The sequence below is a fragment of the Zobellella endophytica genome (assembly GCF_003012775.1).
GTDB classification, from domain to species: domain Bacteria; phylum Pseudomonadota; class Gammaproteobacteria; order Enterobacterales; family Aeromonadaceae; genus Oceanimonas; species Oceanimonas endophytica.
This window is the reverse complement of the sequence record NZ_PXYG01000002.1, coordinates 195,167-221,909: the sequence shown is the minus strand read 5'-3', so window position 1 is coordinate 221,909 and position 26,743 is coordinate 195,167. Positions and strand designations below refer to the sequence as shown.

Annotated in this window: 25 protein-coding genes, 1 tRNA gene, 2 pseudogenes and 1 other annotated feature; of the genes and pseudogenes, 19 read left to right on the top strand and 9 right to left on the bottom strand. The window is 63.7% G+C overall.

What is annotated here, in order from left to right; all coding sequences use genetic code 11:
* Positions 1 to 38: 38 nt before the first annotated feature.
* From C7H85_RS06220 to C7H85_RS06185, 8 genes are all read left to right on the top strand, one after another.
* Positions 39 to 785, top strand: coding sequence for a heme ABC transporter permease (locus C7H85_RS06220; RefSeq protein WP_106728854.1), 747 nt, complete (start codon positions 39 to 41; stop codon positions 783 to 785).
* Positions 775 to 981: a heme exporter protein CcmD gene (gene ccmD, locus C7H85_RS06215; protein ID WP_106728853.1), complete on the top strand. Its 207-nt coding sequence runs from the start codon at positions 775 to 777 to the stop codon at positions 979 to 981. Before C7H85_RS06220 ends, ccmD begins: the two co-directional genes overlap by 11 nt.
* Positions 978 to 1,472, top strand: a complete 495-nt coding sequence (gene ccmE / locus C7H85_RS06210) for a cytochrome c maturation protein CcmE (protein WP_106728852.1) — start codon at positions 978 to 980, stop codon at positions 1,470 to 1,472. The genes ccmD and ccmE overlap by 4 nt, the downstream gene beginning before the upstream one ends.
* A complete protein-coding gene (locus tag C7H85_RS06205) occupies positions 1,469 to 3,427 on the top strand; it encodes a heme lyase CcmF/NrfE family subunit (protein ID WP_106728851.1) in 1,959 nt (652 codons plus the stop codon). The genes ccmE and C7H85_RS06205 overlap by 4 nt, the downstream gene beginning before the upstream one ends.
* Positions 3,424 to 3,957, top strand: coding sequence for a DsbE family thiol:disulfide interchange protein (locus C7H85_RS06200; protein ID WP_106728850.1), 534 nt, complete (start codon positions 3,424 to 3,426; stop codon positions 3,955 to 3,957). Before C7H85_RS06205 ends, C7H85_RS06200 begins: the two co-directional genes overlap by 4 nt.
* A 3-nt stretch (positions 3,958 to 3,960) precedes the next feature.
* Positions 3,961 to 4,428: a cytochrome c-type biogenesis protein gene (locus C7H85_RS06195; RefSeq protein ID WP_106728849.1), complete on the top strand. Its 468-nt coding sequence runs from the start codon at positions 3,961 to 3,963 to the stop codon at positions 4,426 to 4,428.
* 1 nt (position 4,429) lies between these two features.
* On the top strand, positions 4,430 to 5,641 hold the full coding sequence (gene ccmI, locus C7H85_RS06190; protein ID WP_106728848.1) for a c-type cytochrome biogenesis protein CcmI: 1,212 nt from the start codon (positions 4,430 to 4,432) through the stop codon (positions 5,639 to 5,641).
* A gap of 75 nt (positions 5,642 to 5,716) precedes the next feature.
* On the top strand, positions 5,717 to 6,508 hold the full coding sequence (locus C7H85_RS06185; protein WP_106728847.1) for an MlaA family lipoprotein: 792 nt from the start codon (positions 5,717 to 5,719) through the stop codon (positions 6,506 to 6,508).
* A 115-nt stretch (positions 6,509 to 6,623) separates the two neighbouring features.
* On the opposite strand, the gene C7H85_RS06180 is transcribed toward C7H85_RS06185, so the two are convergent.
* Positions 6,624 to 7,217, bottom strand: a complete 594-nt coding sequence (locus tag C7H85_RS06180) for a DUF502 domain-containing protein (RefSeq protein ID WP_106728846.1) — start codon at positions 7,215 to 7,217, stop codon at positions 6,624 to 6,626.
* A 113-nt stretch (positions 7,218 to 7,330) separates the two neighbouring features.
* Positions 7,331 to 7,615 (bottom strand): hypothetical protein, encoded by a 285-nt coding sequence (locus C7H85_RS06175; protein WP_106728845.1) that lies wholly within the window; start codon positions 7,613 to 7,615, stop codon positions 7,331 to 7,333.
* Positions 7,616 to 7,856: 241 nt separating this feature from the next.
* Between C7H85_RS06175 and C7H85_RS06170 the strand changes: the two genes are divergently transcribed.
* Positions 7,857 to 8,930, top strand: a complete 1,074-nt coding sequence (locus C7H85_RS06170; protein WP_106728844.1) for a 3-deoxy-7-phosphoheptulonate synthase — start codon at positions 7,857 to 7,859, stop codon at positions 8,928 to 8,930.
* A 135-nt stretch (positions 8,931 to 9,065) separates the two neighbouring features.
* On the top strand, positions 9,066 to 10,196 hold the full coding sequence (tyrA, locus tag C7H85_RS06165; RefSeq protein WP_106728843.1) for a bifunctional chorismate mutase/prephenate dehydrogenase: 1,131 nt from the start codon (positions 9,066 to 9,068) through the stop codon (positions 10,194 to 10,196).
* A gap of 209 nt (positions 10,197 to 10,405) precedes the next feature.
* Here tyrA and C7H85_RS20070 read toward each other — a convergent pair.
* The 3 genes and pseudogenes from C7H85_RS20070 to hpf all read right to left on the bottom strand — a co-directional run.
* Positions 10,406 to 10,894, bottom strand: a pseudogene (locus C7H85_RS20070) (chorismate mutase); the annotation flags it as partial.
* 258 nt (positions 10,895 to 11,152) lie between these two features.
* A pseudogene (locus C7H85_RS20065) lies at positions 11,153 to 12,301 on the bottom strand (chorismate mutase); the annotation flags it as partial.
* Positions 12,302 to 12,334: 33 nt separating this feature from the next.
* Positions 12,335 to 12,457 (bottom strand) — a sequence feature (Phe leader region).
* A 187-nt stretch (positions 12,458 to 12,644) separates the two neighbouring features.
* Positions 12,645 to 12,971 carry a ribosome hibernation-promoting factor, HPF/YfiA family gene (hpf, locus tag C7H85_RS06155; RefSeq protein ID WP_106728841.1) on the bottom strand — a complete coding sequence of 109 codons (327 nt, stop codon included), beginning with the start codon at positions 12,969 to 12,971 and terminating at the stop codon, positions 12,645 to 12,647.
* Between the two features lie 352 nt (positions 12,972 to 13,323).
* Here hpf and C7H85_RS06150 point away from each other — a divergent pair, with 352 nt between their 5' ends.
* Positions 13,324 to 15,231 carry a transglycosylase SLT domain-containing protein gene (locus C7H85_RS06150; RefSeq protein WP_245879588.1) on the top strand — a complete coding sequence of 636 codons (1,908 nt, stop codon included), beginning with the start codon at positions 13,324 to 13,326 and terminating at the stop codon, positions 15,229 to 15,231.
* Positions 15,221 to 16,036 carry a Rossmann-fold NAD(P)-binding domain-containing protein gene (locus tag C7H85_RS06145; RefSeq protein ID WP_106728839.1) on the top strand — a complete coding sequence of 272 codons (816 nt, stop codon included), beginning with the start codon at positions 15,221 to 15,223 and terminating at the stop codon, positions 16,034 to 16,036. Before C7H85_RS06150 ends, C7H85_RS06145 begins: the two co-directional genes overlap by 11 nt.
* Here the strand turns inward: C7H85_RS06145 and yjjX are convergent.
* On the bottom strand, positions 15,960 to 16,541 hold the full coding sequence (gene yjjX / locus C7H85_RS06140) for an inosine/xanthosine triphosphatase (protein WP_106728838.1): 582 nt from the start codon (positions 16,539 to 16,541) through the stop codon (positions 15,960 to 15,962). The two genes, C7H85_RS06145 and yjjX, sit on opposite strands and share 77 nt — an antisense overlap.
* Before the next feature lie 89 nt (positions 16,542 to 16,630).
* On the opposite strand from yjjX, the gene yciA reads away from it, so the two are divergent.
* Positions 16,631 to 17,029 (top strand): acyl-CoA thioester hydrolase YciA, encoded by a 399-nt coding sequence (gene yciA, locus C7H85_RS06135; RefSeq protein ID WP_106728837.1) that lies wholly within the window; start codon positions 16,631 to 16,633, stop codon positions 17,027 to 17,029.
* Between the two features lie 200 nt (positions 17,030 to 17,229).
* Here the strand turns inward: yciA and C7H85_RS06130 are convergent, their stop codons facing one another.
* On the bottom strand, positions 17,230 to 18,348 hold the full coding sequence (locus C7H85_RS06130) for a LysM peptidoglycan-binding domain-containing protein (RefSeq protein ID WP_245879587.1): 1,119 nt from the start codon (positions 18,346 to 18,348) through the stop codon (positions 17,230 to 17,232).
* 360 nt (positions 18,349 to 18,708) lie between these two features.
* Positions 18,709 to 19,479 (bottom strand): hydroxyacylglutathione hydrolase, encoded by a 771-nt coding sequence (gene gloB, locus C7H85_RS06125; protein ID WP_106728835.1) that lies wholly within the window; start codon positions 19,477 to 19,479, stop codon positions 18,709 to 18,711.
* Between the two features lie 48 nt (positions 19,480 to 19,527).
* On the opposite strand from gloB, the gene C7H85_RS06120 reads away from it, so the two are divergent.
* On the top strand, positions 19,528 to 20,241 hold the full coding sequence (locus C7H85_RS06120) for a class I SAM-dependent methyltransferase (protein WP_106728834.1): 714 nt from the start codon (positions 19,528 to 19,530) through the stop codon (positions 20,239 to 20,241).
* On the opposite strand, the gene rnhA is transcribed toward C7H85_RS06120, so the two are convergent.
* The gene (rnhA, locus tag C7H85_RS06115; RefSeq protein ID WP_106728833.1) at positions 20,229 to 20,690 is read right to left on the bottom strand and encodes a ribonuclease HI; all 462 of its coding nucleotides are present in this window, start codon (positions 20,688 to 20,690) and stop codon (positions 20,229 to 20,231) included. The genes C7H85_RS06120 and rnhA overlap by 13 nt on opposite strands.
* 127 nt (positions 20,691 to 20,817) lie before the next feature.
* On the opposite strand from rnhA, the gene dnaQ reads away from it, so the two are divergent.
* The 5 genes from dnaQ to C7H85_RS06090 all read left to right on the top strand — a co-directional run bounded on the left by dnaQ (position 20,818) and on the right by C7H85_RS06090 (position 26,735).
* Positions 20,818 to 21,552, top strand: a complete 735-nt coding sequence (gene dnaQ, locus C7H85_RS06110; RefSeq protein WP_106728832.1) for a DNA polymerase III subunit epsilon — start codon at positions 20,818 to 20,820, stop codon at positions 21,550 to 21,552.
* Positions 21,540 to 22,667, top strand: coding sequence for a hypothetical protein (locus C7H85_RS06105; protein ID WP_106728831.1), 1,128 nt, complete (start codon positions 21,540 to 21,542; stop codon positions 22,665 to 22,667). Before dnaQ ends, C7H85_RS06105 begins: the two co-directional genes overlap by 13 nt.
* Positions 22,668 to 22,807: 140 nt before the next feature.
* Positions 22,808 to 22,884: transfer RNA gene (locus C7H85_RS06100), tRNA-Asp, on the top strand.
* 264 nt (positions 22,885 to 23,148) lie between these two features.
* Positions 23,149 to 24,783 carry a BCCT family transporter gene (locus C7H85_RS06095; RefSeq protein WP_106728830.1) on the top strand — a complete coding sequence of 545 codons (1,635 nt, stop codon included), beginning with the start codon at positions 23,149 to 23,151 and terminating at the stop codon, positions 24,781 to 24,783.
* An 83-nt stretch (positions 24,784 to 24,866) separates the two neighbouring features.
* A complete protein-coding gene (locus tag C7H85_RS06090) occupies positions 24,867 to 26,735 on the top strand; it encodes a putative nucleotidyltransferase substrate binding domain-containing protein (protein ID WP_106728829.1) in 1,869 nt (622 codons plus the stop codon).
* Positions 26,736 to 26,743: the final 8 nt, after the last annotated feature.

Sequence of the window (26,743 nt, the reverse complement as noted above, 5' to 3'; positions counted from 1 at the left end):
GAACAATAGGTAATACAAAAAGAAGGTTTGTGAGCAATATGTGGAAATGGTTGCATCCTTATGCCAAGCCCGAAGAGGCCTACCGGCTGGCCGGGCTCTGGCTGCCCTGGTTTGCGGTCTTCAGCGCCGTGTCGTTTGCGGCCGGCCTGATCTGGGGCCTGGCCTTCGCGCCCGCGGATTACCAGCAGGGCGATGCCTTTCGCATCATCTATATCCACGTGCCTTCCGCCATCATGTCGATGGGCGCCTACTCCTCCATGGCGGTGGCCGCCTTCATCGGCCTGGTGTGGCAGCTCAAGACCGCCGATATGGCGGTGGCGGCCATCGCCCCGGTGGGCGCCGTCTTCACCTTTATCGCCCTCTTTACCGGCGCCGCCTGGGGCAAGCCGATGTGGGGCACCTGGTGGGTGTGGGACGCCCGGCTGACCTCGGAGCTGATCCTGCTGTTTCTCTACCTGGGCGTCATCGCCCTGTACAACGCCATTTCCGACAAGGTGCTGGCGGGCCGGGCCGCCGGCATACTGGCGCTGGTGGGGGTGATCAACCTGCCGATCATCCACTATTCGGTGGAGTGGTGGAACACCCTGCACCAGGGGGCCACCATCACCAAGTTCGCCCGGCCGTCCATTTCCAATGACATGCTCTGGCCGCTGCTGCTGATGATTGTCGCCTTTGTCTGCTACCTCGGTGCACTCACCCTGATGCGGCTGCGCAACGAGTTGATCCGGCGGGAGTCGCACCGGCCCTGGGTACTGAAGATGGCGGAGGAACAGGATGAAATTTGAAAGCTGGTCCGCATTCTGGGCCATGGGCGGCTACGGTTTTTATGTCTGGCTGTCCTTTGCCGTGACCCTGCTGGCCCTGCTGGGCCTGCTGGCGATCACCATAACAACGAAGAAACGCTTGCTGCGCGAGGTCAAACAGAAACAAGCCAGGGTCGCCCGTCGCAAGGCCGCCCAGAAGTTGGAGAACACCTTATGAACCCAAGACGTAAGAAGCGAATGACCCTGCTGGCGGCCGTGGTGATCGGCCTGTCGGCCATGACCGGGCTGGTGCTCTATGCGTTGCAGCAGAATATCGACCTCTTCTATACCCCCACCGAACTGGTGCAGGGCAAGGGCAAGGAGCAGCTCAGGCCGGAAGTGGGCCAGCGCCTGCGCATCGGCGGCCTGGTGGTACCCGGCTCGGTGCGGCGTGATCAGCAGAGCCTGAAAGTCAGCTTCGATCTGGTGGATGCGGGTGGCGAGCAGGTGACGGTTCGGTTCGACGGCATACTGCCGGATCTGTTCCGGGAGGGGCAGGGTATCGTGGCCCAGGGCCACCTGGAGAATGCCCGTACCATCAGCGCCTTCGAGGTGCTGGCCAAGCACGATGAAGAATACATGCCGCCGGAAGTGGCGGAAGCGCTCAAAGGGATGGAGCACTTCAAGCCGGAATATACCGAAGAGCAGCTGAAAGGGAGCCGTTCATGATCCCTGAGATAGGCCAATTCACCCTGATCCTGGCCCTGGCGGCGTCCGTCGTCCTGAGTATCTACCCGCTGCTGGGCGCCGCCCGCGGCAATGTCGGCATGATGCTGCTGGCCCGGCCGCTGGCCTATGCCCAGTTCGGCTTCCTGCTGGTGTCTTTCCTGTGCCTGACCTGGGCCTTTGTCGTGCACGACTTCACCGTGCTCTACGTGGCTTCCAACTCCAACAGCCTGCTGCCGCTGGAATACCGCATTTCGGCGGTGTGGGGCGCCCACGAAGGCTCGCTGTTGTTGTGGGTGTTGATCCTGGCGGGCTGGACCGCCGCCGTGGCCCGCTTCAGCCGGGCGCTGCCGCTGGATGCGGTGGCCCGGGTGCTGAGCGTGATGGGCATGGTGGGCATCGGCTTTTTGCTGTTCGTGCTGCTCACCTCCAACCCCTTCGAGCGTACCTTGCCCTATTTCCCGGTGGACGGCCGGGATCTCAACCCGCTGCTGCAGGATCCGGGGCTGATTTTCCACCCGCCCATGCTGTACATGGGCTACGTGGGCTTTTCCGTCGCCTTCGCTTTCGCCATCGCCTCGCTGATGACCGGCAAGCTGGATTCGGCCTGGGCCCGCTGGTCCCGGCCCTGGACCATGGCCGCCTGGATCTTCCTGACCCTCGGCATCGCGCTCGGCTCCTGGTGGGCCTACTACGAGCTGGGCTGGGGCGGCTGGTGGTTCTGGGATCCGGTGGAAAACGCTTCCTTCATGCCCTGGCTGGCGGGCACCGCCCTGATCCACTCGCTGGCGGTGACGGAAAAACGCGCCACCTTCAAGGCCTGGACGGTGCTGCTGGCGATCATGGCGTTCTCGCTCAGCCTGCTCGGCACCTTCCTGGTCCGCTCCGGGGTGTTGGTGTCGGTGCATGCCTTTGCCTCGGATCCGACCCGTGGGCTCTTCATCCTGGTGTTCCTGATGCTGGTGGTGGGTTCCTCGCTGCTGCTTTACGCCATCAAGGGCGCCGAGGTCAAGAGCCACGGCAAGCACGAGCTGGCCAGCCGGGAAACCATGCTGCTCGGCAACAACATCATCCTGATGGCCGGCCTGGTGGTGGTGCTGATCGGTACCCTGCTGCCGCTGGTGCACAAGGAGCTGGGGCTGGGCAGCATCAGCATCGGCGCGCCCTTCTTCAACAGTCTCTACGCCTGGCTGATCATCCCCTTCGCGCTGCTGCTGGGGGCGGGCCCGCTGTTCCGCTGGCGCCGCCAGCAGATGCGGGAAGTCAACGGCAAGCTGCTGTTGGCCCTGGTGGTGAGCATGGTGCTGGGCCTTGGACTGCCCTGGTGGTTTGCCGAGAGTTTCGAACCTTGGGCGGCGCTGGGCCTCGGCCTCGGGGTCTTTATCGTCGTCACCAGCCTGCAGGAAACCTGGGTCCGCGCCACCCACAAGCATTCCTTCGGGGTGGGGGTACGCAAGCTCGGCAACAGCCACTGGGCGATGATCCTCGGCCATGTCGGCCTGGCGGTGTCGATCATCGGCATTGCCTGCACCCAGATCTACAGCATCGAGCGCGATGTGCGCATGGCCAAGGGCGACAGCGTGACCTTCGCCGATTACACCTTCACCTTCGAGGGCATCGAGCGGGCCGACGGCCCCAACTACGAGGGCCACAAGGGGGTGATCAGCGTGGCCGAGAACGGCCGGCCGCTGAGTGAGCTGCATGCCGAGAAGCGGCTCTATCTGGTGCAGCGCATGCCGATGACCGAGGCTGCCATCGACGCCGGCTTTACCCGGGATCTCTATGCCGCCCTGGGGGAGGAGCTGGATGACGGCGCCTGGGCGATCCGGCTGTACTACAAGCCCTTCGTGCGCTGGATCTGGTTCGGTGCCCTGCTGATGTCGGCGGGTGGCGTCATCGCCATGGTCGACAAGCGCTATCGTTTCGGCCGCAAGCAAACCGGGGAGGGGGCCGCATGAACCGCCGTATCCTGATCCTGTCCATTCCGCTGCTGCTGTTCCTGGGCGCCAGCGTTTTCCTGTACAAGGGACTGTTCTCCGATCCCACCCGGCTGGAGTCGGTGCTGATCGACCAGCCGATCCCTGAGTTCACCCTGCAGGATCTGCACGATCTCGACAAGCAGCACGGCAAGGACATCTTCACCGGCCGGCCCATGCTACTCAACGTGTGGGCCACCTGGTGCCCGACCTGTTACGCCGAGCACGAATACCTGAACGAGCTGAAGGCGAAGGAAGGTATCCACATCATCGGTATGAACTACAAGGACGAGCGGGACAAGGCCCTGCGCTGGCTGAGCAACCTGGGCAATCCCTACGCCATCGACCTGTACGATCCCCGCGGCATGCTGGGGCTGGATCTGGGGGTGTACGGCGCGCCGGAAACCTTCCTGATCGACAGCAACGGGGTTATTCGCTACCGCCATGTGGGGGACGTGAACGAACAGGTGTGGACCCAGACCCTCAGGCCCATTTTCGAGCGGATGGAGTAAGCCATGCGTTATTTGCCGATATTGATGCTGCTCGCCGGCTTCTGGCTGGCGCTGCCGGCCCGGGCCGCCATCGACGTATATGAGTTCGACAGCCCCGAGCAGGAAGACGTGTTTCGTGAGCTGGTGCGCGAGCTGCGCTGCCCCAAGTGCCAGAACCAGGATATTTCCGACTCCAATGCGGAGCTGGCCAAGGATCTGCGCGACAAGACCCACGAGATGTTGCTGGCGGGCAGCAGCAAGCGGGAGGTCATCGACTACATGGTGGCCCGCTACGGCAACTTCATCCTTTACAAGCCGCCGCTGATGGCCTCCACCCTCATCCTGTGGCTGGGGCCGGTGCTTGTGATCCTGCTCGGCCTGGGGGTGGTGCTGGTGCGTACCCGCCGGAGCCGGCGCGGCCGGAGCGAGGCGCTGAGCGCGGAAGAGCAGAAGCGCCTGGCGGAACTGCTGAACAAAGACAAAGAGAACTGATATGACCTTATTCTGGATCTTCAGCGCCGGGCTGACCGCCCTGCTGGTGCTGGTGATAGTGTTGCCCCTGCTGCGTGGCCGGATCGAGTCCGTCGCGAGCCGTAACGAGCTCAATACCCGGCTGTATCGACAGCGGCTGCGAGAACTGGAGCAGGACCGTGAACAGGGCCTGCTGGAAGACAGTGAGTCGGCCCGGCTGGAACTGCAAAAGAGCCTGCTGGACGACGTGGTGCCGGAGCCGGCGCTGCAACGCCGGCGCAGCCCGCTGCTGTGGCTGCCGGCGGTGCTGATGGTGTTGGTGATCGCCTATGCCGGCTACTGGCAGATCGGCGCCCATCGGGAAGTGGCCCAGTGGCAGGACGCCAGCGGGCGGCTGGCGGAGCTGTCCCGCCGGGTGCTGGTGGAGCAGGACGAGAGCGTGACCGAGCAGGACGTGCGCGAGCTGATGCTGGCGCTGCGTACCCGCCTGCACCAGCAGGGGGACGACTACCGCGGCTGGCTGCTGCTGGGCCGGCTGGCGCTGGAGATGCGCGACGGCGAAACCGCCAGGGAATCCCTGGAGAAGGCGCTCGGGCTGACCGACGATACCGGCGCCGTGGTGGTGCCCTATGCGGAGGCCCTGGCCATGACCGGCGAGACCCTGCGGGCCGAAGGCCTGATCAAGGAAACGCTGGCCCGGGATCCGGACAACCTGGAAGCCTGGTCGGTGTTCGCCTTCATGGCGTTGCAGCAGGACGACTATGCCACCGCCGCCGAACGTTGGCGCGACATGCTGGCGCGGATGTCGCCGGACAACCCGCGCCATGTGATGATAGAGCGCTCCATCGCCTTCGCCGAGCAGCGGCTGGCCGCGGCCGACGCCACGCCGGTGGCCGGGCCCCGCTACGAGGTGGAGATCAACACCGCCAGCGCGGTACCCTACCATCCGGGCGCCGTGCTGTTCGTGTTCGCGGTGGATGCCGAGGGCGGCGAGATGCCGCTGGTGGCCCGGCGCATCGAGCAGCCGGCCTTTCCGCTGACCATCACCCTGTCCAATGCGGATGCCATGGTGGCGGAGAACAACCTGAGCGGTCGGGAGGCGGTGATCATCAAGGCCCGCCTGGCGCCCAGTGGCAACGTGGCCGACAGTACCGACGCCTGGGAAGGTCGCAGCGTGGCCCTCGGCACCGAAGAGGATCGCCGGATAGCGGTGATGATCGATACCCCGCTATAGCGAATCGGCCGCCCGTCAGCGGCCGGGCGGCCTACACTGGATAAAGCAATAACAATAAAACAAAGGGTTACGACGATGTGGCGAGTGCTGATGTTATCTGCCGGGTTGATGATGAGCGGTTGTGCCGCGCACCAGGGCGTAGAGCAGCCCCGGGTCAATGATCCCTTTTCCTCCGCCAAGCCGGCGGACTACGCCAGGGCGACGGCCAACGATCCCCGGGATCCCTTCGAGCCGGTGAACCGGGCCGCCTGGGTGATCAACTATGACCTGCTGGAGCCGTATGCGGTGCGGCCGGTAGTGCACGGTTATGCGGACTATGTGGCGGATCCGCTGAAGGAAGGGGTGCAGAACATGATGCTGAACCTGGAGGAGCCGGCCAGCTTCGTCAACCACCTGGTGAGCGGGGATATTCCGGGGGCGGGCACCAACCTGGCCCGTTTCGGGCTCAACAGCACCGTCGGGGTGCTGGGGTTTTTCGACGTGGCGGAGAAGGTGTCGCTGCCGCCCCGGCCCAAGGACTTCAGCCAGGTGATGGGGGGATTGGGCATCGAGGACGGTCCCTACCTGATGGTGCCGCTGATGGGGCCGACCACGCTGCGTCAGCTGTCGGGGGATGTGGTGGATTCGCTGTACTTCCCTTATGACGTGATGACGTTCGCCATGCGTGCCGGCAAGTGGGCGCTGATGGGCCTCTACGATCGCAGCCAGCTGATCGAGCGCGAGAGCATCATCGACAACTCGCTCGACCCCTATGGTCTGACCAAGGATTTCTACCTGCAATACCAGGCGACCAAGGTGGGCCGGGAGGCCGGCGCCGTGTCGGACGACGAGGATCTGTCCGACTTTATGGACGAGATCGACGGGTAAAAGAGAGCGGTAAGCCAGCAGCTTGAAGCCGGAAGAAGGAGGCTTCAAACTCCTTTCCAGCTTCCAGCTTCCAGCTTCCAGCTTCCAGCTTCCAGCTTCCAGCTTCCAGCTCCCGTCAGGGCTTGCCGGTCACCCCGCCGCTGACGATAAAGGTGGTGACCTTGCTGGCGCCGGCTGCCAGCGGCTGGATCTTGTCCTTGTCCACGATCACCAGGTTGCCGGCAAAGTTGTAGGACTGGGGCAGGTAGACCGCCACCTTGTCCTTCAGTCCGAACTCCTCCATGTCTTCCCGGGTGATAAAGCCCAGCAGCATCAGCTCTCCCTGCATCAGGCTGACCGCCACCGGCTTGTCGAAACGCTTGTTGTCGCCGAGCAGGGCGTTGAACAGGTCCTGCAGCGAATGGTAGAGCAGCTTCACCAACGGGATCCGGGTCAGGATACTGTCGAACAGCGACAGGAAGAAACGGCCCAGGTAGAAGGAGGCGAACATGCCGGTGAGGATGATCAGCGCCAGGGTCACCAGGCCGCCGGCCAGATCCGAGATCCAGCCCGCCTCCAGGGCCGGGAATATCATGCCCAGCAGGGAGCCGAGGGCGGAAAACAGGGTTTCGTTGAGCATGTTGAAGATCAGGTAGACCAGGTAGATGGTCAGCACGAAAGGCAGCAGGATCAGCAGCCCCTGGAAGAAAAAGCGGACGAAGCGTTGCATTCTGGGCATCCTTGTTGGGTGAGGCGTCATGATGGCAGATACTGGGACTAATGATAGTCCTCCCGCTGCGGGGTTGAGTCAGGCGGGGTCGCGGGCGGTGGCGGCGCTCCGGGTCAGCGGCGGCCCTGCCAGCGGCGCAGCCATTTCCGGTACCAGGGCGGGGCGAAGCGCCGGCTCTGCTCGGCGCTGAACAGCGCCCGCTGCAGCAGCTGCGGGCTGGGCTGGTGGCCGTAGTGGGCCAGCCAGCTGCGGCTCACTTCCTCCACGATCAGCCGGCACTGGTGATCGTAGAGGGTATCGTTATTGTAGGACGGCGGGCTCTGGCGGTAGTCGACGGCGTAGTGATCGAGGATCCGCCGAAAGCTGGCCACCAGTTGCCGGTATTCATGTTCGTTCATAAGCGCTCCTCTCCTGCCCCAAGTATATGCCTTCCATCGCCCTATTCTGGCTCTTTTCTGCTCATTCGGCCTGCGTGCGGAAAAATAACCGGCCTTTGGTTCCCATCAGCGCTTTGCAAGCCGGCCCAGCCTTGGTATGGTGAAGGCGGTTGCGTAAGAGAGAAATCATCATATGTCAAATAAGTGATGATTTTTCTTTAAGTTTGGTTGTAATGATTTGTTTACAAGTGAGGATGTCATCATGCAGAAAGACACATTGAATAATATTCATATCCAATCCGAGAAGGTGATGATCACCCCGGCGGAGCTGAAGGCCAAGCTGCCGATCTCCGACCGGGCCCTGGGTTTCATCGGCCAGGCCCGGCAGACCATCTCCGATATTATTCATCGCAAGGATCACCGCCTGCTGGTGATCTGTGGTCCCTGCTCGATTCACGATATGGACGCAGCCAAAGAGTACGCAACCCGCCTCAAGAAACTGCATGATGACTACCGTGACAGCCTTTATATCGTGATGCGCGTCTATTTCGAGAAGCCGCGCACCACCGTCGGTTGGAAAGGCTTTATCAACGATCCTCACCTGGACGGCACCTTCGACATCGAACTGGGCCTGCACAAGGCGCGCGAACTGCTGTGCTGGCTGGCCGAGCTGGAACTGCCGCTGGCCACCGAAGCGCTGGATCCGATCAGCCCCCAATACCTGGCCGAGCTGTTCTCCTGGTCGGCCATCGGTGCCCGCACCACCGAATCCCAGACCCACCGGGAGATGGCCTCCGGACTGTCGATGCCGGTCGGCTTCAAAAACGGCACCGACGGTAATCTGGGCACCGCCATCAACGCCATGAAGGCGGCGGCCGAGCCCCACGCCTTCATGGGCATCAACCAGGAAGGGCAGGTGGCGCTGTTGGTGACCCAGGGTAATCCGGACGGCCATGTGATACTGCGCGGCGGCAAGCAGCCCAACTACGATTCGGTCAATGTCTCCCTGGCGGAAAAGGCCATGGTGTCCGCCAAGCTGGCGCCGAGCCTGGTGGTGGATTGCAGCCACGGCAACTCCAACAAGGACTACAGCCTGCAGCCGCTGGTGGCGGAGAACGTGGTGCACCAGATCCAGGAAGGCAATGAGTCGATCATCGGTATCATGCTGGAATCGCACCTTGCCGAGGGTAACCAGTCGAGCGAGCAGCCCAAGAGCGACATGCGCTACGGGGTGTCCATCACCGATGCCTGCATCGGCTGGGACACCACCGACCAACTGCTGGCCCGGTGCCATCAGCAGCTGGCCGGACCGCTCAAGGCTCGACTCGATAAATAAATCGCAGGCATAATGGGCCACCGGCACCGCGAGGGGGTCCGGTGGCCACGGCCGCTGTAACCGCTGACGAATCGCGGGCATAATAGAGCACCGGGTCCGGGATGGGCCGGTGCTTTTTTTATTGGGATGGGACCAATGGTAGATGAATTAAAAGTCCTGCGGGATCAGATTGATGAGGTCGACCAGCAGTTGGTCGAACTGTTTGCGCGCCGGTTGAAGCTGGTGGCGGGGGTGGGGGAAGTAAAAAGCCGCCAGGGCGTGCCCATCTATGCCCCGGATCGGGAGGCCGCCATGCTGGCGCGTCGCCGGGCCGAGGCCGAGGCTCGGGGAGTGCCGCCGGATCTGATTGAAGACGTACTGCGCCGGGCGATGCGCGAATCTTACGCCAGCGAGAAAGACACCGGATTCAAGTGCGTTAATCCCGAACTGGGCAAGGCGGTGGTGATCGGCGGTGCCGGCCAGCTGGGCGGCCTGTTCGCCCACCTGCTGACCCTGTCCGGCTACCCGGTCACTATCCTGGAGAAAGGCGACTGGGAGCAGGCCGACAGCCTGTTGAGCGGGGCTGGGCTGGTGGTGATTGCGGTGCCCATCGAGCAGACCATAGCGGTGATCGAGCGGCTGCCGGCACTGGCGGACGACTGCCTGCTGGTGGACCTGACCAGCGTCAAGAGCGAGCCGCTGGCGGCGATGATGAAGGCGCATGGCGGCCCCGTGCTGGGGCTGCATCCGATGTTCGGACCCGATGTGTCCAGCCTGGCCAAGCAGGTGATCATCTATTGCGAGGGCCGCGGTGCCGAGCGCTACGAGTGGCTGCTGGCGCAGATGCGGATCTGGGGTGCCCGGCTGCAGGCGGTGACGGCGGACGATCACGACGAGGCCATGAGCCTGGTGCAGGCGCTGCGCCACTTTACCAGCTTCGCCTATGGCGCCCACCTGTGTGCCGAGCAGGCGGACCTGTCCCAGTTGCTGCGGCTGAGTTCGCCCATCTACCGGCTGGAGCTGGCGATGGTGGGGCGGCTGTTCGCCCAGGATCCGGTGCTCTACGCGGATATCATTCTGTCGTCGCCCCGCAACTTGGAGATGATCCGTCGCTATCACCGCCGTTTCGGCGAGCTGCTGGCACAGCTGGAAAACGGCAAGCGCGATGCCTTTGTGCAGCAGTTCGAAACCGTCAGCGACTTCTTCGGCGATTATGCCGGTACCTTCCTCAAGGAAAGCCGGATGTTGCTGGCCCAGGCCAACGACAGCCGCCATCATGCGGACTAGAACACCGATTGGTTTAAATTTAACCAATCGATTGTTTGTCTGTTGCAATGTAGACAAGAGGCAACAGAGCCACCTCCGCCGACATACTGTGGTCTGAATAGTCGCGTCCTTTGGCCGAGGTCATCGGTCATGACAGGCCACTTGCTCAACAAACTGACGGGCCCGCAACTGCGGGCCCGTCTCGTTTACATACGTCAATGCCGCGGAAGTCAATCCTGATACAGTCGCTCTGCCAGCTGCTGCAGGGGAGCCAGGGCGTCGCCTTCCTCCCGGCCGTCGAGTTCGAGGCAGAAGCCCTGCACGCCGGCTGCCCGCAGGGCGTGGCCCAGCGCCGGCAGCAGGACGGCGTCGCCGGCCAGCAGGCTGACCAGCGGCAGATGGGTGTGTTGCTGCAGATCCAGCAATTGCGACACGCCGAGGCCTTGACCGTCCAGCAGGGCCACCTGCTGGTTGCCTTCGCCGAGAATGGCCTCGGCGGCCGCCAGCCAGCCGTCGGCATCGCCCGGCTGCTCCAGCAGTACCGGCCGGGTGCTGCGGCCGGCGGCGGTGAGCAGATCGCTGTGCCGGGCCTCCTCGGCGGCGATATGAAGCAGATCGATGGACTCCGCCGCCCGGTTCAGCTCTTCCGGCTGGCGGACCCGGGTCATGGCCGCCAGATCGAAGCGGGCGGCGATATTGCGCAACTGCTGCAGGCGCTCTACGCCCAGGGCGAGGTCGCCGTTGTCGAAGCAGGGCGCGGCCAGCACCTGGCCACCGGCTTCTTTCAGGCGGCGGGCATATTCCTGCAGCTGCTGCTCGCCGGGCCACTGCGCCAGACGGGCCATCAGCAGGGCATCGTCGCCCCCCAGGTAGAAGCGGCCGACCTGCAAGCGGGTACCGCTTTGCTTGTAGTCCCGACTGTAGCGGGGCTGTGCCTTTTCATCCCGCCGCGGATGCGGCTGGTTGAGCGCCCTGGCCGGGATCCGGGTCGGCGCCACCTCGGCGCTGGGGTAGCAGCCCAGCACCTTGATAAAGCGGGTGATGCGGCCGAGCTCCTTCAGCGCCGACTGCATCTCGGGGCTGTTGACGTTGGCGGCCACGTCCACGTAGAACATCTCTTCCCAGGGATTGCCGATGATCGGGCGGGATTCGAGCTTGCTCATGGTGATGCCGTGGCTGCGCAGCACCAGCAGGGCTTCCACCAGGGCACCGCTCTGCTGGCCGGTGGACATGATAAAGCTGGTTCTGGCGGGGATCTGCTCGGCCACTTCGATCGGCTTGCGCGCCACCACGATGAAGCGGGTCATGTTCTGTTTCTGGTTGGCCAGGCCCTGCACCAGCGGCTTGAGCCCGTGCAGCTCACCGCCGTCGGCACTGCCCATGGCGCCGACGTCCGGTCGCCTGAGGCTGGCCACCAGCTCCATGGCGTTGGAGGAGGCGGCGCAGAACTCGACCTTGACCCCGGGCAGCGTCTTCAGGTACTGGGAACATTGCTGATACACCTGGGGGTGGGTATACAGGGTTTTCAGCCGGGAGACGTCGGTGTCCACCGCCACCAGCAGGCAGTGCTCTATGGGCTGGGTCAGCTCGCCGACGATCGACAGGCTGGTGTGCTGCATCAGATCGAACACATCGTTGATGGAGCCGGAACTGGTGTTCTCGATGGGCAGCACCCCGTACTGGGCCTGGCCGGATTCCACGGTATCGATGATCTGCTGGAAGGTTTCGCAATTGTGCTCGACGATGCCGGCCTGGAAGCGGGACAGGTACTTGCGGGCCGCCAGGTTGGAATAGGAGCCCTTGAGCCCGAGAAAGGCCACGCTGATGGCGGGCGCCTTGTCCTGCGGGTTGAGCAGGTCCTGCAGCAACGCCTGCTGGGCCAGCACCGAGTCTTCGATGATGGTGTGGTAGATCCGGGTGACGTAATGGGCATCCAGGCCGAGCTGGCGGCCCTGATTGACCAGCTCCACCAGCAGGGCCTGTTCCCGCTCCTGATCCCGTATCGGTCTCGGGTTTTCCAGCTTGGCGCGGGCCACGTCCAGGCTCAGGGTCTTGCGTTTGGCCAGCAGGGTCAGCAGCTCCCGGTCCAGGCGGCTGATGTGCGTGCGTATATCATCCAGATTCATGAATAGGGCTTCCTTCGTCGCCAGTCTCAGCTAAATAAAAAAGCCTCCCGGTGGGAGGCTTGGCTGTTCGTCTTTCGCTTATCTCTTGCCAGACAAAATGCCTCCCGGGATCAGGATGCAAAAAAGAAGCGAAAGAAAAACAGGACATCGGTCATGGCTGGATCACGGTAAATTCAGAGTCCCCATAGGAATACTGAAAAGCGCCGGCGCTGGCAAGCCTTTTCCGGGATTTTTTGCCGCCGCGGCGGCAGCCTTCGACAAAAAAGCAGAAAACGGCGTTGTGCCGTTTTCTGCCTCTTGTCCGCTCGAACTTGAGTCAGGGTTATCCAGAAGCCGGGCGGGGCTATTCGTCTTCCTCGGTGACTGGCTGGGCCGCGTTGGCGCGCTGGGCCAGGGGCTTGTCCGCATAGCGGTTGAGCTGACGCTCCAGCTTCTGTCCCAGTTCGTTGATGGCGGCGAAGAGATCTTCGTGTTCCGCCTGGGCAAAAAGGGTATCGTTCGGAACTCCTGCCTTGGCTTCCACCAAGTAATTCAGACCTTCTTTCTGAATCACCACATGGGGGTTGATGAGCACGATTTGACGCCGGTTCAGTTTGTCGAAGCGACTCTCGATCCGTTCACGGATGGCGGGAGAGATGTCGATAACATGGCTGGTAATCGCAATGGACATAAGGACCCCCTCACTGTTTCATCTTTGGTGTACGGCTCCAGATTACCCCAGTAACCAATAAATTTTGTGATTGAAATCACCTTTCGGTGGGCACGGAGCCAAGAATGGCGGTATTTGTGATGGCACCGGGGCTACCGGGAAAAAGCGCTTGCCAACACCGGCGGGAAAAGGTCAGACTCGAACGGATAAATTATCCGGGGCAGGGGCCTGCCGTGCCCGGCTCCGTCCCGCCATTCCCCCAGCCGAGCCGCCCGTTGCTGTTTCATGGCCCCGGAGAATTTCTCGTGGCCCATTGGCAGTCCTCCCCGTATTCCTTAGGATAGCTGCATACCATACAGAAAGGGGGGGAGCCGTGAAACGCTGGTTTGGAGTAGGACTGTTGCTGTTCGGCCTGGGGATGACCGCCGAGGCGTCGCCCGTGCGCGAGCGTTATCAGCAGGCAGAGCAGGCATTAAAGAAGAATGAACTGGCCCGTTTCGAGCAGCTGCGCCAGGGACTGGACGGCTATCCCCTGACCGTTTACCTCGACTATCAGTACCTTGCGGACAGAATGAACCAGTTGACGACGGCCCGGGTGCAGCAGTTCATGCGCCGTTATCCCGACTCGCTGCAGGCGGACCGGCTGGAACGGCAGTATCTGTTCCGCCTGGCCCGGGAGCAGCGCTGGCGCGAGTTTCTCGAACTCTACCCCGCCCTGCCCAACAGCATCGAACTGCAGTGTGCCCATTATCGTGCCAAATGGACCACCGGCGACAGGGCCACCGCCATTGCCGGGGCCGAGCGCCTGTGGCTGCACGGCTATTCCCGCCCCGATGCCTGCGATCCCCTGTTCGATGCCTGGAAAAACGTGGGCGGGCGCAGCGACGACCATGTCTGGCGGCGCATGGAGCTGGCCTATGAAGCCGGCCAGAGCAGCCTGATCGGTTACCTCAGCCGCCAGCTTAGCCCGGGCGCCCGCCCGGCGGGGGAGTGGCTGAGCTCACTCGATGCCAACCCCGGACAACTGGGCAAGCCGGAGCAGGTCCGGGCCGGCAGCGGGCGTCACAAGGCGGCGGTGTCGCTGGCGCTGGCGCGCCTGGCCGACAGCGAGCCCGAACTGGTGATGAGCCTGTATCCCAAATACCAGCGCAGCCTGGGGCTGAGCCCGGAGCAGGTCGCCCGGGTGGAACGCAGACTGGCTCAGCGACTGATGTTCAACCGCACCCGGGACTATCGCGGCTGGCTCGACAGCCGCGTACCCGTGGTTGGGGATGCGGAGCTGTTTGAGCTCCGCGCCCGGCTGGCCATCTGGGAACAGGACTGGTCCCACCTGCTCGGCTGGATCGATCGTTTGCCGGAAGAGGCCCGCCGCGACAGCCGTTGGCTGTACTGGCGCGGGCGGGCGTTGGCGGCACAGCGGCGCACCAATGAGGCGGACACGGCCTGGCAGGAAGCCGCCCGCTCCCGGGATTATTACGGCTTTCTGGCGGCCCAGCAGAGCCGGCGGGAATTCTCGCTGCAGAAAAAACCGCTCTCGCCGGCCCCCTCCTGGGCGGCCGCGGCGGCCAGGTGGCCCGCCCTGCTGCGGGTGGAGGAGTGGATGGCGCGGGGCGACAAGGCGGCCGCGCGCAGTGAATGGTATCACCTGCTGGGCAAGGTGGATGAGCAGGCTGGCGTCGAACTCGGCAGCCTGGCGCTCAGCCGGGGCTGGTACGACAAGTCGATCCTGGCCAGTATCCGGGTGCAGGCCTGGGATCACCTGGAGCTGCGTTTCCCGGTGGTGTACCGAGACATCTTCCAGCGCCAGGCCCGCCGGCTCGGGCTGGACGAGTCGACCCTGTTCGCCATCGCCCGCCAGGAAAGCGCCTTCTATGAGCAGGCCCGCTCCCCGGTGGGGGCCGGCGGCCTGATGCAGCTGATGCCGGCCACGGCCAGGGAAACGGCGCGCAAGCACGGCATCAGCCAGTATCGACACCCGACGGACGTGTATCGGCCCGATATCAACGTCCAGCTCGGCTCCAGCTATTTCAAGGAGCTGCTGGTGCGCTACGGCGACAACCGGATCCCGGCCATCGCCGCCTACAATGCCGGACCGGGTCGGATCAACCGCTGGCTGCGGGACAGCGGCAGCCGGCCGATGGATGTGTGGGTGGAGAACATTCCTTACCGTGAAACTCGAGGTTATGTGCAGAACGTGCTGGCATTTTCGGTGATCTACCAGGATATGCTGGGCCAGCCGAAGTCCTTCCTGAAACCGGCGGAGCTGAGTCATGTCTACTGAGTCCACCGTCGTCATCATCGGCCTGGGCTGGCTGGGTGAGCCCCTGGCCAGGACGCTGCAGGCCGGGGGCCATCGGGTGGCCGGCACCACGACCGATGCCGCCAAGGCGGCGCGGCTGCGCCGGGATGGCGTCCCCGCCGAGGTGCTGGATCTCAATACCCCCCTGCCGCCAGCCTGGCCCGCGCGGCTGGCGGCCGACACCCTGGTGTTGTGCGTACCGCCCGGCAAGGTGGAGCAGTACGCCGCCACCCTGGGGCGGGTGGCCACGTTGGCGGCAGGGGGCGGGGTCCGGCGTTTGCTGTTTACCAGCGCCACCTCCGTCTACGGCGGCCGGGGCAACAAGACCGAAGCGGATGCCGGGCCGGATTCCGAGCGCGGCGAGCGGATGCTGGCGGCGGAGCTGGCGGTGCGTCAGAGCGGCATTCCACAGGTGCTCTGCCTGCGGCTGTCCGGGCTGGTGGGCGGCAGCCGGGAGCCGGGCCGCTTTCTCGCCGGGCGCCGGTTCGAGGGCGGGGAGGAGCCGGTCAATCTGGTGGCGCTGGAGGATCTGCTGCGCTTTATACCCGCCATACTGGCGCGGGAGGACTGGCCGGCAACCCTCAATGTCAGCGCGCCCCATCATCCCAGCCGGCGGGACTTCTATACCCGGGCGGCGCAGTTGCGGGAACTGCCGCCGCCGGTATTCGACGGCGGCGGTGCCGGCGGCAAATGCATCGACGGTGCTGCCCTCAGTCGCTGGCTGGGGCTGGATTATCTGGTGACGGACTGGTTTGCGTGGCTGGCAGCGCGTAAGGCGCGGGACTGATCAGCGGTGCCAGCGCCAGGATCAGGGCATCGCGATAGACGCGGCTGCGGTCCAGGGCGTTGTTGGTCAGTACCCCGATGGCGCCGCCCTGCTGCTTGCAGTTGGTGAGGTTGAATAGCCGATCCATGGCGTGACCCAGTTCTTCTCCCCGGGCCAGGGCGTCGGCCACGAAGGGGGGCAGGGTCAGGCTGGCACTGCGTGCCGCGTTGTCGAGGCCCGGACCCAATACCTGCAGCCAGGCGAAGGTCATGGTCTGCGCCTGCAGCCGCTCGATACCACCTTCCATGCCGATCCACAGATCCGCCTCCGGTTGCCGGCGGCGGGCGGCCAGGGCCCGGTTGCGGGCACCGCGGCGGGTTTCTTCGTCATCCATCGGCTGGGCCGCCACGCCCGAAGGCACGGCGATACCCAGTACTTCCCGGTCCCGTTCCGGAAAGAGCAGCTCCAGGGCCTGACGGGCGGCGTTGATCTTGGCCGGATTGAGCGAGGCGACGATAACTTTCATGGGCAACCTTTTGTTGTTCGAAAATTGCGGGGTCGGGGCAGGCTGATTATTATGCCATTTTCGTCACCCTGTTGGAGATTTTTGCACAAATGACCGAACAACGTAGCCCCAGAGGGGAACTGCTGCTGCGCACCGTGGCCATGCCGGCGGACACCAATGCCAACGGCGACATCTTCGGCGGCTGGATCATGTCGCAGATGGATCTGGGGGGCAGCATACTGGCCAACGAAATCGCCCTGGGGCGGGTATGTACGGTGGCGGTGGAGGGCATGACCTTTCACCGGCCGGTACAGGTCGGCGACGTGGTGTGCTGCTATGGCGAGCTGCTCAAGGTCGGTTCCTCGTCGATCCGCATCAAGCTGGAAGTCTGGGTCAAACCGGTGCTGGAGCCGGAAAATGCTAACCGTTACTGTGTGACCGAAGCCCTGTTCATCTACGTTGCCATCGATGATAACGGGTGTTCCCGTGCGGTTCCCCGGCCGGATTAACCGGCGCCGGTTGGCGGTCGTGCTGCTGGCCGCGGCCCACGGCCGTACCAGCCAGATCTGCGGGCAGCGCATCCTCGAGCCGGTGACCCGAATTTCCAAGTCGCGGCCGTTCAGCCGCTGCCATCTGGCCGGGTTCATCGCTGATGAGAGATAGCTTTAGTCAACAAACAAGAAGGGAGCCGAGCGGGCTCCCTTGAGAATCAACCGGAGTTGACTGAGACGATAAGTCGCTGTCCCGCTCGCAGGCTGTGCTTGTCGGCCAGCTGGTTCCAGCGCAGCAGATCGGTGATGCTGACACTGAAGCGGCTGGCGATGGCCGAGAGCGAATCGCCGGCTTGCACCAGGTAGACGCCATCGGACGGCACCGGCTGGCGCGACGATACCGCGGTTGGAACCATCAGGGTCTGGCCGACGCGGATGGTATTGCCGCGCAGGTTGTTGGCCTGCCGGAGCGCGCTCACGCTGGTGCCGTAACGGCTGGCGATCACCCCCAGGCTGTCGCCGCCCCGTACCTGGTAACGCTGATATTCCTTGCGATCCTGTTGCGGCAGGTCGGCCATGGCCAGTTCGAAGCTCTGGGCATGGTTGACCGGCACCAGCAGCTTTGCATTGCGGGCCGGCGAGGTCGCGGTGCGCTTGAACGCCGGGTTAAGCTGCTTGAGCTGGCTGCGATTCATGCCCGCCAGATCCGCCGCCATGTTCAGGTCCACCTGGCCTTCCACCGCGATCACCACCACCTGCGGCCGGTTGGGAACCTCGGGGACGTCCATGCCGTAGTGGGTCGGATGCTTCAGGATGTCGACCAGGGCCAGCAACTTCGGCACGTAGTTCTGGGTTTCCTTCGGCAGAGACAGCGCCCAGTAGTCGGTCGACTTACCCTGCCGGCGATTGGCCTTGACCGCCCGCTGCACCCGGCCTTCGCCCGAGTTGTAGGCGGCCAGGGCGTGCATCCAGTTGCCGTCGAAGAACCCGTGCAGATACTCCAGGTAATCCAGCGCCGCATTGGTGGAGGCGATCACATCATAACGGCCGTCGTACCAGCTGTCGTAATGCAGGCCGAAGTTCTTGCCGGTGCCCTGCAGCATCTGCCACAGGCCCGCCGCATGGCCCCGGGAATAGGCCTTGGGATCGAAGGTGCTCTCGATCACCGGTAACAGTACCAGCTCCATCGGCATGTTCCGTTTCTCTATCTCTTCCTTGATGAGATAGAGAAACGGTCTGGCGCGTTCGGATACGGAACGCATGTATGCAGGATGCTTGAGGTACCAGTTCCGTTGGGCCACCACTCGGGGATGATCCAGCGGGATGTCGAGTTCCATTTGCCCGGCCAGCTCCAGCCACAAGTTCGGCTGCTGTTGCTGGGGCTGTGCCTGTTCACTTTGTCGTCGGCCACTCGAGGAGTGGGATACTTTGCGGTAAAACCGGCCCCCGTCGGCAGATGCCTTGCCGGTGACCGAAAGCGACGAATATGCCGCCGATTTGGGGTAAAGCTGACTGCCGGTCATGCTTCCCCCACCTGTTTCCTGATGGCCATAGGGATGCCTCGCCGAATCGGAGGGCACCGCCTGGCAGCCCGCCAGGAGCAAGGCACTGGATAAAATACAGAGTCTTCTCATGGTGTCTGCGTCTCACAAAAACGGCGGCCAGTGTATGCTTTGTGAGCAGTTTAATCAAGTTCGTTAAAAATCGTCCTTCCAGCGGCGAAGTGCGGCGAACACCTGATAGTCTTCATTTAGCTCCTGCATGGTGTGGTGTTGGGCCGCCGCCCGGACCCCGGGAATCCGGGCGCGAAGAAACACATTGACCGCCTTTTCCAGGGCGATGGAACTGGGCAGGGTGGGTATCCCCTGCTGGCGCAGTTTGGCTACCTTTTGCATGTATTTCTTGAGCTCGGGATTATTTGGCTCGACAGCATGGCAAAATGCCAGGTTTGCCTGGGTGTATTCGTGGGTGCAGTAGACCAGGGTGTCGTCCGGCAGGGCCGCGAGCCGGCCGAGCGACTCGTGCATCTGCTGCGGGCTGCCTTCGAACAGCCGGCCACAGCCGCCGGAAAACAGGGTGTCGCCGCAGAACAGCAGGCCGTTGCCGCAATAGGCGATATGGCCCAGGGTATGGCCCGGTACCGCCATGATCTGCAGCTCGAGATCCAGGGCGGGCAGGGCGATCCGCTGGCCGTCTTTCAGGGCGATGCCCCCCGGGGCCGGCATGGGCTCGGCCGCCGGCGCGTACAGGACGGCGTCGGGCCAGTCCCGGCACAGGGCGGCCACACCTCCGGTGTGATCCCGGTGATGGTGGGTGATCAGGATGCCGTCCAGCTCCAGCTCCCGCTCGGCGAGGGCGGCCCGGACCGGTTCTGCATCGCCCGGATCGACCACCACGGCCCGGCCGGCTTTGCTTATCAGCCAGATGTAGTTATCGTTAAACGCAGGGATGGGGCTAACTTTAAGCATCACGCTGTCCTTGAATTGCAATCCTGTCGATAGCTTATCAGAGGCGCCATGATATCAGCCAGCATACCACAGATACCTTCCGGCTGGCGGCAGTTGCCGCGGGGCGCCTTTCTCGCCGAGCAACTGCAACTGTGTCTGGATGACTGGGCGCCGGGGTTGTTTGGTTTCAACCTGCTGAAAATCGATGCCCTGGGGGCGGCGCTGTCGCTGGACAAGAGCCGGATCCGCCAGTCGGTACTGATGGGACAGGTGCCGTTCGAGGGCATGGACCTGCTGGCGGACGCCACCGCCATGCCCTTTGCCCCGGGCAGCCTGGATGCCTGCCTGCTGGCCCATGTGCTGGACTACAGCGAACATCCCCATGCGATACTGCGGGAGACCGAGGTAGCGCTGCGGGATGACGGCTGGCTGATCGTGACTGGATTCAATCCCTACAGCAGCGCCGGGCTCGGTTGCGCCTTGCCGGCACTGCGGCGGCGGCTGCCACGCTGGCGGCAGATGCTGGCCCCGCGGCGGCTCGAGGACTGGCTCAAACTGCTGGGGTTCGAGGTGATCGAGCGGGATTATCTCGGCTTTACCCGGCTGATGCTGCCCCGGGTGGGGCATTGGCGGCGCCGGCTCTGCCCTCACTTCTGCCCTTCGCTGGCGGCGGTGTACATCATACTGGCACGCAAGCGGCGTTTTCCGCTAACCCCGATACGGGAGCGCCGGGCGGTACAGAATACGCTGGCGCAGCCGGGCATGGCGCGTCAGCGGGAGTAGCCGGTATCCTCGCGCACCGCGTCGTGCAGGGCCGCCTGCCGCGCCAGCTCGTCGCAACGCTCGTTTTCCGGGTGGCCGGAGTGGCCCTTGACCCAGTGCCACTGCACCTTGTGCCGCTGGCAGAGGCTGTCCAGCTGTTGCCACAGATCGGCATTCTTCACCGGGGTCCTGGCGGCGGTTTTCCAGCTGTTGCGCTTCCAGCCGTGGATCCACTGGGTGATCCCCTGGCGCACGTACTGGCTGTCGGTGGTCAGCTCCACCAGGCAGGGATCGCCGAGGGCGGCCAGGCCCTGGATGGCGGCCATCAGTTCCATCCGGTTGTTGGTGGTCAGGATAAATCCCTGACTGAGCTCCTTGCGGTGCTGCTTGTAGAGCAGTACCGCACCATAGCCGCCGGGGCCGGGATTACCGAGGCAGGAGCCGTCGGTGTACAAGTGGACCTGTTTCATGAGTACCCGTTCAGGAAAAACAAAGGGCGCAGTCTGCCACAGAGCCGGGCGGCGGGCCAGCCGCGGGCCTTATCATGGCGGCGGCGGCCATATATACTGGCGGCCGGATACCGCGGAGGAAGCAGTGATGACCCAGCAAAGCCACCATCGGCAGATCGTGCTCGATACCGAAACCACCGGCATGAACATGGACTCGGGCCCCCATTACCTGGGCCATAGAGTGATTGAAATCGGCTGCGTGGAAGTGGTCAACCGTCGGCTGACCGGCCGCCACTTCCATGTCTATCTCAAGCCGGATCGAAAGGTGGACGAAGAGGCGATCCGGGTACACGGCATCACCGATGATTTTCTCGCCGACAAGCCGCCCTTTACCGTCGAGGTCGAGCGTTTTCTCGACTTTATCGCCGGGTCCGAGCTGGTGGCCCACAACGCCCCCTTCGACGTCGGCTTCCTCGATTACGAAATGGAGCTGATGGGCCGGCCTGAGCGCATGGCCCAAATGTGCAAGGTGACCGATACCCTGGCCCTGGCGCGTCGGCTGTTTCCGGGTAAACGCAACAACCTGGACGTGTTATGCGACCGCTACGGCATAGACAACAGCCACCGGTCCCTGCACGGGGCTTTGCTGGATGCGGAGATCCTGGCCGACGTCTACCTGTTGATGACCGGCGGCCAGACCAAGCTGAACCTGCAGAGCGACGGCGGCCAGCAGGAGGGGGCCAATGCCCAGGGTATCCGCCGCCTGGCCGCCGACCGGCCGGCCCTGCGGGTGGTGCGCGCCGCCGAGCACGAGTTGCAGGCCCATGAGGGTAGGCTGGATCTGGTCATGAAAAAGGGAGGCAGCTGCCTATGGCGCGAGTGAGTCGCCTGCCGATGCTGGTATTGGCGCTGCCGGTGACATTGGCCGCCGACGAGCAGCACGCCCGCTGGCTGAGCAATACCTTTCGCATCGATCCTTCGATTACCGAGATCACCCTGGTTATCGAGCGGGAGCCGGCCAGCGCCCCGGTGGTGCTGATCCGCCCGGACGGCAGCAAGTATTATTACCAGCGCCACCCGGACCATATCAGTTGGGCATCCACCGCCAACCGGGACCTGATCACCCTGTGGCAGCCGATACCCGGTCCCTGGCAGGCGAGCGGCAACATCGACGAGCAACGCGGCATTACCCTGGTGAGTCCGTTTCGCCTCGAGGTCGATGCCCTGCCGTCCAGGGTGTTCCAGCACGAGCGGATCAAGCTCAACGCCGAGCTGCGCCAGGACGATGTCACCCTGGATGCGAATTATTACCTCGACGGCCTGTCGCTGAACGCCCGGTTGCTGCCACGGCGGCAAGGGGAGGGGGAGGGGTTCGAGCTGGCGCCGCTGGCGGTGGGCACCTTTGCCGACGACGGCACCGGGCTGGATGAATACCCGGGGGATGGCAAAATGACCGCCGAGCTGGCGTTCAATGCCCTGCCGGGGAACTACCTGTTTCAGGCCCAGGCCAGCAACCAGGTGCTGGCCCGCAGCCATGAACAGGAGATGATCGTCTATCCGATGCCGCTTAGCCTGCGCTTCACCGTGCCGGACAAGGCCGACAAGTGGCAGCTGCTGATCGAAGCCGACAGCGTCCTGCAGGCGGACAGCCTGGTGATCAACGGCGAGCTGACCAATCCGCTGGAGCAGAAGGTTGCGGTGTCCGGCCAGGGGAACCGCATCGCCTTGCCGGATGCCCTGCACCCCGGCAACTACCGCTGGCGGGGCCGGGCCTTTGCCACCACCCAGGATGGACGAGAGGTCCAGTTGAACCTGGCCGAACAGGTGATCCGGGTGGCGCCGCCGGTATCGGCACCGGTGTTGTCCGGTGACATCGAGGCGCTCCCGTTCTGGCAGCGATGGCCGGTGCTGGCGGCCGCCGCCGCGCTGCTGTTACTACTGCTTTCAGGCGCCGGCTTCTGGTGGCGGAAAAAAAACGTGAAAAAGGCCAAAAAATAACCTTTTTTCATTGCCAGGCAAGCGGTTAGCGGTCAGGGTGGTTGAAAAGTGTGCGCTCGGACAAAAAATGTTTTTCAAGGCTTGACCCTCGCCTGGCGCCACATTAATATCCGCTCCGCTTGCAGTGAAAGCCAAGCGCCGGAGCGGTAGTTCAGTTGGTTAGAATACCGGCCTGTCACGCCGGGGGTCGCGGGTTCGAGTCCCGTCCGCTCCGCCACCTTAAAAGCAAAACGGCCACCTCAGGGTGGCCGTTTTGCTTTTACTTTATCGTAACCCTGCCGGCGTGTTCCCCGTTTTCCTCCGGTCGCGGCGCGACCCCTTCGGCGTCTGCCGTCCTTCCCCGCCGACATCGCACCGGCCTGCTCCGGCGACGGGCGCGGAATTGTCTCCAATTGGGGCGGCTCCTGTAATTGAGTTACATTTCTATGCTATTCTTATTGGCCTCAGGATGATAATCGTTTGATAAACGAGGAAATTATGTATGGCAGAGAAAGATAACCACGATGTGATTGCCCCGGAGGGAAAGGTCAATCTCATCGATACCGACTATCAGATCGGGCAGGACAATATCGCGCTGAAGATAGGTCCCTTCGGGCTCGATATTCATAACCGGGTCTTTATGATCTCCGGACTGGCCATCGTCGCCTTCGTGTTCCTGACCCTGGCATTTCAGAACCAGGTCGGCCCCCTGTTCGGCGATCTGCGCGGCTGGCTGACCTCCAAGCTGGACTGGTTTTTCCTCATCTCCGGCAATATTTTCGTGCTGCTTTGCCTGGGGCTGATCCTGTCGCCCCTGGGCCGGGTGCGCATCGGTGGAACTGAGGCAAAACCGGACTTTACCTATCTCGGCTGGTTTTCCATGCTGTTCGCCGCCGGCATGGGCATCGGCCTGATGTTCTACGGGGTGTCCGAGCCGCTGGCCCACTACGGCACCGCCATGGGCGGCATCAGCGTCGAGAACGGGGTTCGTACCGACTGGGCGCCGCTGGGTGGCGCCGTCGGCGACGCGGAAGCGGCCCGGCGGCTGGGCATGTCGGCCACCATCTATCACTGGGCGCTGCATCCCTGGGCCATCTACGCGGTGCTGGCGCTGGGGCTGGCCATCTTTTCCTTCAACAAGGGGCTGCCGCTGACGGTGCGTTCGGTGTTCTATCCGCTGCTGGGCGAGCGGGTATGGGGCTGGCCGGGCCATATCATCGATGTGCTGGCGGTGGTGGCGACCCTGTTCGGCCTGGCCACTTCGCTGGGGCTCGGCGCCTCCCAGGCCAGTGCCGGCCTGAATTACCTGTTCGGGTTGCCGACCGGCACCACCACCGAGATCGTGCTGGTGATCGGGATCACCGCCGTGGCCACCCTCTCGGTGCTGGCCGGGCTGGATGCCGGGGTCAAGCGCCTGTCCGAGATCAACATGGTACTGGCGGCACTGCTGCTGCTGTTCGTGATCATCGTGGGGCCGACCCTGGCCATCGTCACCGGTTTCTTCGCCAACCTGGCGGCCTACGTGGAAAACCTGCCGGCGCTGTCCAACCCCATCGGTCGTGAAGATACCAACTTCTCCCAGGGCTGGACTGCCTTCTACTGGGCCTGGTGGATCTCCTGGTCGCCGTTCGTCGGCATGTTCATCGCCCGGGTTTCCCGCGGCCGTACCGTCAGGGAGTTCCTGGTGTCGGTGCTGCTGGTGCCTTCCGCCGCCTGTGTGCTGTGGATGACCGCCTTCGGCGGCACCGCCATCAGCCAGCTGGTGAACGACGGTTACCAGGCGGTGGCCGAGGCGGCCCTGCCGCTGCAGCTGTTTACCATGCTGGATGCGCTGCCGCTGGCGCAGATCACCTCCTTTATCGGCATCATACTGGTGGTGGTGTTCTTCGTGACCTCTTCCGACTCCGGCTCCATGGTGATCGATACCATCTCCGCCGGCGGCAAGGTCAACTCACCCAAGCCCCAGCGGGTGTTCTGGTGCACCTTCGAAGGGCTGGTGGCCATCGCCCTGATCCTGGGGGGCGGCCTCGTCGCCCTGCAGGCGATGGCGGTGTCCACCGGCTTTCCCTTTACCATAGTGCTGCTCATCGCCTGCGTAGCGCTGGTTAAGGGACTGCTGTCGGAGCCGAGGAACTGACCATCGCCGTGCCGACCGTTTGAACGTCGAGGCAGGCCGGGCCATCCGGGCCTGCCTTTTTCATCCCCTGCCGAGAGACCGCCATGGAAGTGGAACAAATTGAAATTCTGGGATTTGTTCGCCAGTTTTCCCCCTTCGACAGCCTGCCGGAGGAGACCCTGGCGCGCATCGCAACCCAGGTCGAGGTGGCCTATTTCCGGGCCGGCACCCCTATCCTGAAATACGGGGAGCAGGTGCATGAGTTCTACCTGGTCCGCAGCGGCGCGGTCGAAATCTACCGGCGCAACGGCGAGCTGTACAACCGCCTGAGTGAGGGCAGCCTGTTCGGCCAGATGGGGCTGCTGATGCACAACCGGGTGCGGCTGCCGGCCACGGCGCTGGAAGACACCCTGCTCTATTGCCTGCCCGAGTCGCTGTTCAACGAGCTGTTCGAGCAGTTCGAGTCCTTTGCCGATTTCGTCGAGGTGGAAGACCGGACCCGGCTGCGCCAGGCGGTGTCCAGGCGGGAGGCTAACCCGCTGATGACCTCCTCGGTGCGGACGCTGATTGCCCGCGAGCCGGTGATGATCCCCGATTCCGCCACGGTGCGCGAAGCGGCGGAGAGAATGACCGGAGAAGGGGTGTCCTCGATCCTGGTGACCGGTACCGATGACGGCGGGGAGCCGAGTATCGCCGGCATTATCACCGACCGGGATCTGCGCACCCGGGTGCTGGCGGCCGGCCTGCCGGGAGAGACCCCGGTGGTGGAGGTGATGTCGGTGGAGCCGGTGACGCTGGACAGCGGTCAGTTCGTGTTCGAGGCCATGCTGACCATGCTGCGTTATAACCTGCATCACCTGCCGGTACTGCACCGGGCTCGCCCGGTCGGGGTGATCGCCCTGTCGGACATCATGCGCCACGAGTCCCAGAGCAGCCTGTTCGTGGTGGGCAGCATCTTTCGCCAGCAGACGGTGGCGGAGCTGGCGGCGCTCGGCGACGAGGTCAGGGCCTGCTTCGTGCGCATGGTCAACGAAGACGCCAACTCCCGGATGATCGGCTCGGCCATGGCCGTGATCGGGCGCAGCTTCAAGCAGCGACTGCTGGAGCTGGCCGAAGCGGAGCTGGGCCCGGCGCCGGTGCCCTACTGCTTCCTGGCGCTGGGCTCCATGGCGCGGGATGAACAGCTGATCGTCACCGATCAGGACAACGCCATCATCCTCGACAACCGTTACGATCCCGAATTGCATGGCGACTATTTCGCGGCCCTGACTCGGTTCGTGTGCGACGGGCTGGCGGCCTGCGGCTACAGCTACTGCAAGGGCGGTATCATGGCCACCAACGTCGTCTGGCAGCTGACCCGCCGGCAGTGGGAGCAGCACTTCAGCACCTGGATCGAGCAGCCGGATCCCCAATCGTTGCTGAACAGCTCGATCTTTTTCGATCTGGACGGGGTCTGGGGCAAGACCGAGTGGGCCGAGCAGTTGAATGCGCTGATCGTGCGCCGGGCCCGGCGCAGCCCGCGCTTTCTCGCCTGCATGGCCCGCAACGCCCTGGGCCGTACGCCGCCGCTCGGTTTCTTCAAGAGCTTCGTGATGGAGCAGGACGGCAAGCACAACAACTCCATCAACCTCAAGCGGCGGGGCACGGCGCCGCTGGCGGATCTGATCCGGGTGCACGGACTGGCGGTCGGCTCCCGGGCACAGAACTCCTTCGAGCGGCTGAACGACGTGATCGAGGCGGGCATACTGCCCCGGGGGAGGGGCCAGGATCTGCGTGATGCCATGGAATTTATCGCCATGGTGCGGATCCGCCACCAGGCGCTGGATCTGGCGGCGGGGCGGGAGCCGGACAACAATATCGAGCCCGAGCACCTGTCGGAATTCGAGCGCAGAAACCTGAAGGATGCGTTCCAGATCCTGAGCCATGCCCAAAAATTCCTCAAGTTTCGTTACCAGCCCAATAGGGCTGGTTAGGGAGGCGG

What these genes read in the sequence shown, in the direction of transcription:
- C7H85_RS06145 (WP_106728839.1), top strand. Translation starts at nt 15,221, where the DNA reads ATGTCTACTGAGTCCACCGTCGTCATCATCGGCCTGGGCTGGCTGGGT.
- tyrA (WP_106728843.1), top strand. Translation starts at nt 9,066, where the DNA reads ATGGTAGATGAATTAAAAGTCCTGCGGGATCAGATTGATGAGGTCGAC.
- hpf (WP_106728841.1), bottom strand. Translation starts at nt 12,971, where the DNA reads ATGTCCATTGCGATTACCAGCCATGTTATCGACATCTCTCCCGCCATC.
- C7H85_RS06195 (WP_106728849.1), top strand. Translation starts at nt 3,961, where the DNA reads ATGCGTTATTTGCCGATATTGATGCTGCTCGCCGGCTTCTGGCTGGCG.
- C7H85_RS06095 (WP_106728830.1), top strand. Translation starts at nt 23,149, where the DNA reads ATGGCAGAGAAAGATAACCACGATGTGATTGCCCCGGAGGGAAAGGTC.
- rnhA (WP_106728833.1), bottom strand. Translation starts at nt 20,690, where the DNA reads ATGAAACAGGTCCACTTGTACACCGACGGCTCCTGCCTCGGTAATCCC.
- C7H85_RS06090 (WP_106728829.1), top strand. Translation starts at nt 24,867, where the DNA reads ATGGAAGTGGAACAAATTGAAATTCTGGGATTTGTTCGCCAGTTTTCC.
- C7H85_RS06200 (WP_106728850.1), top strand. Translation starts at nt 3,424, where the DNA reads ATGAACCGCCGTATCCTGATCCTGTCCATTCCGCTGCTGCTGTTCCTG.
- ccmI (WP_106728848.1), top strand. Translation starts at nt 4,430, where the DNA reads ATGACCTTATTCTGGATCTTCAGCGCCGGGCTGACCGCCCTGCTGGTG.
- C7H85_RS06220 (WP_106728854.1), top strand. Translation starts at nt 39, where the DNA reads ATGTGGAAATGGTTGCATCCTTATGCCAAGCCCGAAGAGGCCTACCGG.
- C7H85_RS06180 (WP_106728846.1), bottom strand. Translation starts at nt 7,217, where the DNA reads ATGCAACGCTTCGTCCGCTTTTTCTTCCAGGGGCTGCTGATCCTGCTG.
- C7H85_RS06175 (WP_106728845.1), bottom strand. Translation starts at nt 7,615, where the DNA reads ATGAACGAACATGAATACCGGCAACTGGTGGCCAGCTTTCGGCGGATC.
- C7H85_RS06205 (WP_106728851.1), top strand. Translation starts at nt 1,469, where the DNA reads ATGATCCCTGAGATAGGCCAATTCACCCTGATCCTGGCCCTGGCGGCG.
- C7H85_RS06130 (WP_245879587.1), bottom strand. Translation starts at nt 18,348, where the DNA reads ATGGAACTCGACATCCCGCTGGATCATCCCCGAGTGGTGGCCCAACGG.
- ccmE (WP_106728852.1), top strand. Translation starts at nt 978, where the DNA reads ATGAACCCAAGACGTAAGAAGCGAATGACCCTGCTGGCGGCCGTGGTG.
- C7H85_RS06105 (WP_106728831.1), top strand. Translation starts at nt 21,540, where the DNA reads ATGGCGCGAGTGAGTCGCCTGCCGATGCTGGTATTGGCGCTGCCGGTG.
- ccmD (WP_106728853.1), top strand. Translation starts at nt 775, where the DNA reads ATGAAATTTGAAAGCTGGTCCGCATTCTGGGCCATGGGCGGCTACGGT.
- C7H85_RS06185 (WP_106728847.1), top strand. Translation starts at nt 5,717, where the DNA reads ATGTGGCGAGTGCTGATGTTATCTGCCGGGTTGATGATGAGCGGTTGT.
- gloB (WP_106728835.1), bottom strand. Translation starts at nt 19,479, where the DNA reads ATGCTTAAAGTTAGCCCCATCCCTGCGTTTAACGATAACTACATCTGG.
- C7H85_RS06170 (WP_106728844.1), top strand. Translation starts at nt 7,857, where the DNA reads ATGCAGAAAGACACATTGAATAATATTCATATCCAATCCGAGAAGGTG.
- yciA (WP_106728837.1), top strand. Translation starts at nt 16,631, where the DNA reads ATGACCGAACAACGTAGCCCCAGAGGGGAACTGCTGCTGCGCACCGTG.
- dnaQ (WP_106728832.1), top strand. Translation starts at nt 20,818, where the DNA reads ATGACCCAGCAAAGCCACCATCGGCAGATCGTGCTCGATACCGAAACC.
- yjjX (WP_106728838.1), bottom strand. Translation starts at nt 16,541, where the DNA reads ATGAAAGTTATCGTCGCCTCGCTCAATCCGGCCAAGATCAACGCCGCC.
- C7H85_RS06120 (WP_106728834.1), top strand. Translation starts at nt 19,528, where the DNA reads ATGATATCAGCCAGCATACCACAGATACCTTCCGGCTGGCGGCAGTTG.